The organism is Candidatus Sororendozoicomonas aggregata, from assembly GCF_031528575.1.
GTDB lineage: Bacteria > Pseudomonadota > Gammaproteobacteria > Pseudomonadales > Endozoicomonadaceae > Endonucleibacter > Endonucleibacter aggregata.
Genome location: NZ_JAVLSP010000130.1, coordinates 1 through 7,258, shown reverse-complemented (window position 1 = coordinate 7,258; position 7,258 = coordinate 1). Strand labels below are relative to the sequence as shown.

Sequence of the window (7,258 nt, the reverse complement as noted above, 5' to 3'; positions counted from 1 at the left end):
TCAATTTGCTTAAATAGGTCAACTATTCGCACAAATTGATCGAAAATTCTGACTCGCCCTACTGAATTTTATGCTCGAAAGCATAAGTCCGACAGGCTCATAGTCACCGACCTGGCTCTTAAGGAGGAGACTTTACATGCGTCCAAAACGTTTTATTGCCGGTGCGGTGTGCCCATCTTGTGGCGCAATGGATACGGTACGCACCTACACCCACAGTGGCAAAGAGCACCGTGAATGTGTTGATTGTCGTTATTCCGATGTGATGAATTTTGAATCTACCCTTGAGGGAGAGCTGCCCGAAGCACGTATTGATCGTGAAGAACGTGTTCCGGATAATACTGTGGATATTATCCGAATTGTTGATCATTAAAGCATTGAAGCAGTGGCAGGGCAAAAATCACCGATAAACTAGCCCGGATATTTCATAAACATGCTCCTGGCCTTGCTTGCTCCTTGCGGCTCTAAGGAAGTTTATGAAATATCCGGGCTAGGAGCCTGACCGAGAATAGACTGCGCTACTGCGGTTGCGATAAATTGGTCTAAAAATTCCTGCTTCTTCGCCAAATAGCCCCGCTATTCTCCTCAGAAGCAGAAATTTTTATCCTCAATTTCTCGCAATCCTCGCTAAGGGCGCTATTCTCGGTCAGGCTCCTGGCATTTCTGCGAAGACAAACACGTCACCACGGCCTCGCCTTTAATAAACGACTCAGGAATTATATTTTCACAGCCACCAGCCTTACCCTGCTTTCACGCGCTCAGCTCCCGATTTATCCCTGGCAATAGCACTTTCAATCAACTCAAGGGCTGTCCGGTGACAGGGAGAGAGAGCCGCATTCGAGTCCGCTTTTGGCTGGGTTCTATCACCCCATTTAATCGTAGCCGCAGCAGATGTCAGACCCGCGCCAAATGCGCAGGTCAGCAAGTTTGCTCCTCCATGGATACAACCCGCTGCCAGGGCATCACACAACGCAATAGGGATAGTCGCTGCCGATGTGTTGCCGTAGCGCTCAATATTAACGAAGGTTTTTTCAAGGGGAACCCGCATTTTACTGGCAAGTGTATTAATAATACGAATATTGGCTTGATGGGGAATCACCAGGTCAATGTCACCGATACTGAGCCCACTGTCTTCCAATACCTGGTGGGAGAGCTGCCCCATTCCTGCAATAGCCCGTTTAAAGATTTCTTTGCCTTCAAACTGTAAAAAGAACTCCATGGCGTGAGGATTTTCCCTGTCCATATTGGTGCCAAAACCATCGACTTTAAGGAAATCCCTGCCATCCGGGTCATTATGTGTCTGGTAACTTAATACGCCGGTAGGGGTATCTGAGTCAACGGCTTCCAGTATTACAGCACCAGCGCCATCGCCAAAGAGGACAGCTGACTCACGTTGTGTCCAGTTAATAAAAAAAGACAACCGTTCAGCACCCACTACCAATATCTGCCGGGATTGCCCACTGCGGATTTGCCCGGCAGCCAAGCCGAGCGCATAAAGAAATCCAGAGCAAGCCGCGTTCATATCAAAAGCACCACACTGAGCACCAATATTAGCCTGAAGCGTACTGGCAACATTGGGTATCAGCGTATCAGGAGAAGCAGTTGCCAGAATAATTAAATCCAGATCTTTGCCTGTAAGACCGGCAGCGGCTAATGCTCTTTTAGCTGCGACAGTAGCAAGCTCAGAAGTGCTGACGTGGCTGATATGGCGCTGGCCGATACCTGTTCGCGGTCGTATCCATGCATCGGATGTATCGATCACCGTTGACAGGTCATCATTGGTCAATACAGCAGGGGGAACACACTTTCCCCAACCCGTAATCTCGGCATAGCGCATAATGAATTATTCTCTCTCACAATAATTTATTCCTGTTAATAGGTACTATGCCTCGTGCTTCACACTGGTTCAACGATTGGGTAACAAATTGTTAATAGTTAACCTTTGTGACAAATCACTGACAAGTATTTCCAAAATCTTCGCTTATATCAGTATTTTTACTACTCTTACCCTCAGGCAAAATGTATTCAGGCTGTCCGCAAGCTGTTTCATGAAATTTTCCGGCTTTTACTTTTTATTCAGCCAGAAGCCTTTATTGCCTCTTGTCGTGCTTTTTTCCAGGGCACAGGCCAACAACCAAGACACTAGGAGCCTGTCGGACTTAAGACAATTTCAGCCTAAAATCCAGGAAGTGCGAGAAAGTGCGAGAAAGCGCGAGAAAGTGCGGCCAGAATTTCCGATCAATTTACTTAAATAGATCAACTATTCGCACAAATTGATCGAAAATTCTGACTCGCCCTACTGAATTTTATGCTCGAAAGCATAAGTCCGACACGCTCCTAGGAGCCTGACCGAGAATAGCGCCCGTAGCGAGGATTACGAGAAATTGAGGATAAAAATTTCTGCTTCTGAGGATAATAGTGGGGCTATTTGACGAAGAAGCAGGAATTTTTAGACCCATTTATCGCAACCGCGGTAGGGTAGTCTATTCTCGGACAGGCTCCTAGACAACATCATGATAGTATGGTTTTTTTATGTGGATAAATGAGCAGTTTATAGCAATGGGTAAGAACTTGCAGAGCTATACGCTCTGGGGCACGCAAGCGCTGATCATTATAGTGGTTGCGGCCGCGCTTGGCTATTTGGCCCGTCATGCCTTGTCTAAGTTCAGCTTGCGTATTGATAACAAAAAAACACCCTATTTGAGTGCTTTGTTACTATCTGTCAAGTGGCCACTGAATACGCTGATCCTCGTTTTGGCTATTGGTTGGTCATTATCATTATCCGCTTTTAATTTTCCGGTGTTCGAGGCCATCCCACTTATACAACGCTTAATCACTATTGTAATACTCGCCTGGTTTTTCCTGAGTTTTATCAATCACAGTTACCAACATCTTGAGGAAATGACGTTTAGTCACTCTGCTTTTGATGCCAACACCGCTGGTGTGATCTACAAGTTCCTTCAATTGCTGATCTGTATTGTAGCCGGGCTTATGCTGCTGCAAAGTGCCGGTGTTAGTATTTCCAGCTTGCTGGCTTTTGGAGGAATTGGTGGTCTGGCAGTGGGTCTTGCTGCCAAAGATATGCTGGCGAACCTTTTTGGTGGGCTTGCTCTTTACATGGACAGGCCCTTTCGTGTGGGCGAGAAAATCAAAGTCATGGGCACCGATATAGAGGGCTGGGTTCAAGACATTGGCTGGCGTAAAACACGTGTACTTAATTATGATCGACAACCAACTTATGTGCCCAATGCCTTGTTTGGTAATTCAGCAGTGATTAACCCTTCCCGTATTACCAACCGCAAAATCAGGCAACTAATTGGAATAAGATACCAGGACTTGGATCTGGTCAGAACGATTACTGAAAAAATCAGTCGGTATATTAATAACCACCCTGACATTGATAAAAAAAGACCCATTGAAGTTCGACTGGTGGAGTATAGTGCATCATCACTGAATATTCTGATTTACTGTTTTGTTGCCTGTAAGGACTTTGAAGAAATGCTCAAGGTACAGGAAGATATTTTATTAACGGCGGGAGAGATTATTCATGCCTGTGGTGCCGATATTGCCTTCCCAACCCGCACACTGGATGTTCAGTGGCCGTCTGCTAACGATAGCAAGGACACCTGAGGTGTAGCTGCTTGCAAATAAGATCGGTTTTGCCTGCAAACGAGGGCACATTTTTGCTCGAGTTAACTGAGAATGTACTCAAATTAAGTGAGAATAACCATCAATCCCCTATTTTCCAGGTCTACAGGCTGGTGCCCTGCGCCTGAAGCCGGGTCATGATTTCTTCCCTTTGTTTTGCTGGAAAGTTGAGCTTGCTAACCATGTAGAAGCATTTTTCTTTTCTATTCCAGGAGCCTGTCGGACTTATGCTTTCGAGCATAAAATTCAGTAGGGCGAGTCAGAATTTTCGATCAATTTGTACGAATAGCTGACCTATTTAAGCAAATTAATCGGAAATTCTGGCCTCGCTTTCTTGCGCTTTCTGGATTTTAGGCCGAAATTGTTTTAAGTCCGACAGGCTCCTAGGACATGGGTTCGACTCCCGCCGACTCCATTATTAATTATTTTATCTATCTAAAGAATATGATCTAAATAACGTAAACATTTAGCATCACCACCATTGGCTTGGTTTTTTATAAATTCTGTATGTTGAAGATTTGCATAATTATAAATACACAAATAGACTGTAAGTTGTTTGCATTGATTTTATATTTACTGGTTTTATATTACAGCCATTTTTTCATGCTTTTATTTCATCAAGGTTCCCCTATGCTTAATAAAGAACTGCTTGTTAAAAAACATTATCTAGAAGAACTCAAGCCTTTAGGACAGACTTTTGTTCAAGGCGATCAATCACCAGAAGTAAAAAAAATAAAAGAATGGCTGATGCTATGGGAGCTTATTGACAATGATGTATCCCAAGCCATTGAGCTCAATGAGGTCTTTGATGAGCAAGCAACAATTTTAGTTAAAGCGACACAAAAGTTTTTAAACTTACCCGTTACAGGTGAAGTTGATGCTAAAACCTGGTCAGAGTTTTTAATGCCACTGCGAAACGCTTTTGATCTAGATGTTCCTCAAACAATGGACTTACGACAACGGATGCGATATTTTGCCAGCCGCCACTTGCAATACCATGCCGCGGAACTCTTAGAAGATAATATCGGTCCTTGGGTACGCAGTTATATGATCGGCGGCTATGATGGTACCCGAGCTTATTGGTGTCAAGCTTTTGCTTCAACCATCCTTGATCAAGCATTCAGTAGCTTTGATAAGTGTTTTACCGATTATTATATTAACACCGATGCCTGTGAATATTTACGCCGTGATGCACGCAAACATGGTTTATTATACGATCACCAAGCGTTAAAAAGTGGTGAGTATGTACCACAAATAGGTGATATTGTTCTTTATTTAATTGGCGATAAAAACGAGGCACATCATACTGAAATTCTTTATGAAGTTTTGGATCAACAAAGTGGCAAAATGCGTACCATTGGTGGTAATACCAATTTTGTGGGCAGTCGCAATGGCGTTGGTGTTTTCTTGGTTGACCGTAATTTCTTAGCTCAAAATGTTGAAATCGTTAAACTGGTTGACATCTAAGCTTGACGCTAAAATTTATAATACTTTCTAGCATATGATGGCAGCTTTGGTACTTCTGTCTTTATCGCTACACAATTGGGTTGTTATTCCTGTCTAGCTTATTTTTCATACGCCTACCGTTAAAGCGCTGCTTAGCCGCTTAAAAGAACAACCCGACTTTACCTCTTTTAAGGGGATTACGACTGGTGCTAATCACCTCATAAATCACCGTACCCTCAGATACTTTTTAATCACTATTTGTATAAAAAATTCAGCCCTGAGCGAACGAGCTCTTTACAAGAAACTCAGCTGATTACCATTACCCAATGTGGTTAGAATTGATTGTCTGCAGGCAAAGCCGATCTTGTTTGCAAGCAGCTACACCTAACAGGGCAACAAAACCCCTGTAAAAAACTGACGGTTCATTTTTCAAAATGGCACGCTCGGGAGGATTCGAACCTCCGACCGCCTGGTTCGTAGCCAGGTACTCTATCCAGCTGAGCTACGAGCGCGTTACTTTTTTGCAGTTTCTATCTACTAGCTGGCGGTGAGGGAGGGATTCGAACCCTCGATACGCGCAAACGTATACACACTTTCCAGGCGTGCTCCTTCAGCCACTCGGACACCTCACCGCTGTCTGCCAGGCATTTGAACAACATGAATATTGTTCTAACCCAACGGGTGCCGAACTTTATAGTATTTTTTATATAAAAGCAAAAAAACATATACCTATAGTAGAACGAGCTTATTGAGTATAGCCCCTGGGAGCCTGTCGGACTTATGCTTTCGAGCATAAAATTCAGTAGAGCGAGTCAGAGTTTTCGATCAATTTGTGCGAATAGTTGACCTATTTAAGCAAATTGATCGGAAATTCTGGCCGCGCTTTCTCGCGCTTTCTCGCGCTTTCTAGATTTCAGGCCGAAATTGTCCTAAGTCCGACAGGCTCCCAGGTTTTGTCATAATCCCCGGGACTCACCGTCATCCGCACAAAGGTCGGCGAGGGAGGTTATTGCCCGTCGGCACAACAGCAGGAGCACCTTCAAAGCTGCCAGGGGACTGTTCACAAAAGATCATGGAGAGCTAAAAGCGCTCTTTTTGAACAGCAAAGCAAGCCATAAACCACAGAATATAAAAATGCCGCCAGCAAAGTGGTAACCATGGAGTGGCTCCCCAAGCAGGGTCGAACCGATTAAAGCAGTGAATACAGGCATCAAGGAAGTGAACATGGATGATGTGTTTGAACCCAAAGTCTTGACACCATGATTCCAACACAGATAAGACACAATGGAAGAAAAGAGAGTGACATAAACAAGCAGGCTGCCTGAGTGGATGTTTAGAGCAAACCCTCCAACAGTGAATAACTCAAAAAAATAAAAAGGTAGCAGTAATATTATGCCTACCCCTATCAATATCGTTAACAGATTAAGATCGCCAATAGGTGGTGAGAATCGTCGAAGCAGGACGGTATAAAGTCCCCAGGCAAAAACGGCAACCAGCATATAGAAGTCACCGGTATTGCTTTTAAGTAGCTCCCATTGCTGAAGGTTACCACGGGTCAAAATAATCAACAGCCCCGCTAAAATCAGCAATAACCCTACCACCTGTCGTTTAGAAGGCGACTCTTTCAGCAAAATAAAACTGAGCATAAACGTCATCAGAGGAAGGGACGTTTGTATAAGAGTGATATTAAGCGCCTGAGTTGTCTGCGCCGCCTGGTAGAGAAGCGTATTGAAACTGGCAATACTTAATAAACCCAATGTCAACAAAAGCCACTTATGGCGGTAAATAACAGGCCATTGGGATAGTAATGATTTCCCTGTAAAGGGCAGCAGCAGAATAAATGCCAACGTCCAACGCCAGAAATTGAGGGAAACAGGTGGAATCATTCCGGCACTCATGCGCCCGGCAATACTGTTTCCAGCCCAGAAAAAAACGGTTACAACAAGGCCAGCCATGGCGAACTGCCGTGTTTTTATTCGAACGATAGCCATAAAATGAAGTTTGTTCGCTATAACTGTTAGCAATAGAATAGGAGCCTGTCGGACTTAAGGCAATTTCGGCCTGAAACCCAGAAAGAGCGGCCATATTTTCCGATGAATTTGCTTAAATAGGTCAACTATTCGCACAAATCCATCGAAAAATCTGACTCGCTCTACTGAATTTCATG

At 44.0% G+C, this 7,258-nt stretch carries 5 protein-coding genes and 2 tRNA genes; 3 read left to right on the top strand and 4 right to left on the bottom strand.

Features of this window, described 5'->3' with window-relative positions; all coding sequences use genetic code 11:
* Positions 1–136 precede the first annotated feature (136 nt).
* Positions 137–370: a YheV family putative zinc ribbon protein gene (locus V4C51_RS16485; protein ID WP_330927272.1), complete on the top strand. Its 234-nt coding sequence runs from the start codon at positions 137–139 to the stop codon at positions 368–370.
* Positions 371–736: 366 nt separating this feature from the next.
* On the opposite strand, the gene V4C51_RS16480 is transcribed toward V4C51_RS16485, so the two are convergent.
* The gene (locus V4C51_RS16480; RefSeq protein ID WP_330927271.1) at positions 737–1,834 is read right to left on the bottom strand and encodes a ketoacyl-ACP synthase III; all 1,098 of its coding nucleotides are present in this window, start codon (positions 1,832–1,834) and stop codon (positions 737–739) included.
* 722 nt (positions 1,835–2,556) lie between these two features.
* Between V4C51_RS16480 and V4C51_RS16475 the strand changes: the two genes are divergently transcribed.
* A complete protein-coding gene (locus V4C51_RS16475; protein WP_330927270.1) occupies positions 2,557–3,627 on the top strand; it encodes a mechanosensitive ion channel family protein in 1,071 nt (356 codons plus the stop codon).
* Positions 3,628–4,197: 570 nt separating this feature from the next.
* Positions 4,198–5,112 (top strand): peptidoglycan-binding domain-containing protein, encoded by a 915-nt coding sequence (locus V4C51_RS16470; RefSeq protein WP_330927269.1) that lies wholly within the window; start codon positions 4,198–4,200, stop codon positions 5,110–5,112.
* A 414-nt stretch (positions 5,113–5,526) separates the two neighbouring features.
* Here V4C51_RS16470 and V4C51_RS16465 read toward each other — a convergent pair.
* The 3 genes from V4C51_RS16465 to V4C51_RS16455 form a co-directional block, all read right to left on the bottom strand.
* Positions 5,527–5,603: transfer RNA gene (locus V4C51_RS16465), tRNA-Arg, on the bottom strand.
* Between the two features lie 30 nt (positions 5,604–5,633).
* Positions 5,634–5,723 (bottom strand) — tRNA-Ser (locus V4C51_RS16460).
* A 438-nt stretch (positions 5,724–6,161) separates the two neighbouring features.
* Positions 6,162–7,046, bottom strand: a complete 885-nt coding sequence (locus V4C51_RS16455; RefSeq protein ID WP_330927268.1) for a DMT family transporter — start codon at positions 7,044–7,046, stop codon at positions 6,162–6,164.
* Positions 7,047–7,258: the final 212 nt, after the last annotated feature.

Bases quoted from the DNA above. Each gene is read 5' to 3' on its own strand.
- V4C51_RS16475 (WP_330927270.1), top strand. From the start codon at position 2,557: ATGGGTAAGAACTTGCAGAGCTATACGCTCTGGGGCACGCAAGCGCTG.
- V4C51_RS16485 (WP_330927272.1), top strand. From the start codon at position 137: ATGCGTCCAAAACGTTTTATTGCCGGTGCGGTGTGCCCATCTTGTGGC.
- V4C51_RS16480 (WP_330927271.1), bottom strand. From the start codon at position 1,834: ATGCGCTATGCCGAGATTACGGGTTGGGGAAAGTGTGTTCCCCCTGCT.
- V4C51_RS16455 (WP_330927268.1), bottom strand. From the start codon at position 7,046: ATGGCTGGCCTTGTTGTAACCGTTTTTTTCTGGGCTGGAAACAGTATT.